This is a genomic window from Hominimerdicola alba, from assembly GCF_900112155.1.
Taxonomy (GTDB): Bacteria; Bacillota; Clostridia; order Oscillospirales; family Ruminococcaceae; genus Hominimerdicola; species Hominimerdicola alba_D.
Map to the genome: position 1 here is coordinate 1,076 of NZ_FOKQ01000062.1, position 1,748 is coordinate 2,823.

2 protein-coding genes are annotated in these 1,748 nt (G+C 41.2%); both read right to left on the reverse strand.

The features are described 5' to 3' along the window. A partial coding sequence (locus BM265_RS20275) for an early set domain-containing protein (protein WP_431767999.1) occupies positions 1-873 on the reverse strand: 873 nt, incomplete at its 3' end. A 477-nt stretch (positions 874-1,350) separates the two neighbouring features. Beyond that, a complete protein-coding gene (locus BM265_RS18230; RefSeq protein ID WP_074963379.1) occupies positions 1,351-1,620 on the reverse strand; it encodes an ATP-binding cassette domain-containing protein in 270 nt (89 codons plus the stop codon). Between the last annotated feature and the right edge of the window lie 128 nt (positions 1,621-1,748).

Genomic DNA, 1,748 nt, shown 5'->3' on the forward strand with positions numbered 1-1,748 from the left:
ATCTGCCAGAGTTGTTGCAGGCAGTTCAGGCGCTGTTGTCAGTCCGGTACAGCCGTAAAACATTCCTTGGTAACAATCATCTGCCAGAGTTGTTACAGGCAGTTCAGGCGCTGTTGTAAGTCCGGTGCAGCCGTAAAACATTCTAGAGTAACAAGAATTTGCCAGAGTTGTTGCAGGGAGTTCAGACGCTGTTGTAAGTCCGGTGCAGCCGTTAAACATAGAATTGTAACAAGAATATGCCAGAGTTGTTGCAGGGAGTTCAGGCGCTGTTGTCAGTCCGGTGCAGCCGTAAAACATTCTATAGTAACAATAATCTGCCAGAGTTGTTGCAGGGAGTTCAGGCGCTGTTGTAAGTCCGGTGCAGCCGGAAAACATACCAAAGTAACAATCATCTGCCAGAGTTGTTGCAGGCAGTTCAGGCGCTGTTGTAAGTCCCCTACAGCCGGAAAACATATAATAAAAGCAATCATAAACCATTGCAGCGTTATCAGGATCCTGCCAATCCACCAGCGTCATGATATTACCGCTGCACGCTACTTTTCCGGTGATCGATACTTTGTTGGAGTAATCAAATAATTGTTTATTTTTATTAGTTCCGCGAAAATAAACGGTGTCACCGCTATTACCGAGCTGTATTGTCGTTCCGGGTGTATAATCGTCCCACTGTTCACCATCTGTTGAATACTGCAATGCTGCGCCATTACGCAGCTTTATCGTAACTGAAGAGTTATCCTCTTGAGCCGTGAATGTCAGGGGCGTGTTCGACCCCGTGTCGGCATACGCCTTAAAGCTTGCCGCGGGCAGCATCGTCAGCACTATCAGGAGCGACAGTACGATCGACAAGAACCGTGTTTCGATACTTCGTGTTTTCATAATCATACCTCCTAAGTCAGTATTTTAATATACAACAACAGCGCACCCAATAGAAAAAACTTATCCCACAGAGTATGCAATTATTACCATATTTATCTTTCCGATTATAATGATCCAGCATGGCTTTGTTAGTTTTCTTTTTGGATAATTAACATTTCATTCATATAATTATTTTATCACCGTTTAACTATTCTGTCAAGCTAATGTGAAATAAATTTGAATTTATAACATAAACCTTGGGGAGGGTGACAAAAGTTCAGGTGTGGAGTTGTGCAGAATGAAAGGGAAAAAAGGAAAAATCAGGCATTTGCGTTATACAGATGCCTGATCAGTCAGTTTGTTTTTTTCGATGCTTTTTCATTGACAAAATACGGTATCTGTCCTTGACAGGATACGTTCACTTTTGGATGACAATTTGGAGGAGCGGTGACAATAGCCTCTTGTAAGATGACAAGTATTATGATGTAATTCATTTTGTTAAACTATCTTTCCATCGCATATTTCAATAACATTTTCACACTTCTTTGCAACCATTGGATCGTGCGTTACAATTATAACTGTTTTCCCTTGCTTATGTATAGAGGAAAGTATATTCATTATAATATCTCTGTTTGTCGCATCTAAAGAGCCGGTTGGTTCGTCAGCTAAAACTATATCACACTTTTTTAGCATAAGTCGAGCTAAAGCAACTCTCTGCTGTTGACCGCCTGACAAAGTGTATATTTTACTGCCCTTTTTATCTTTCAACTCTACGCGTTCTAAACATTCCTCTATTTATATCGATCGATGACAATTCTGTTTTTCTTGTAAACGGCATTGTCAGCAGTTGGGAGGAAATGCTGAGAAATGCACCGATGCCAACTTTGCTTGATGCA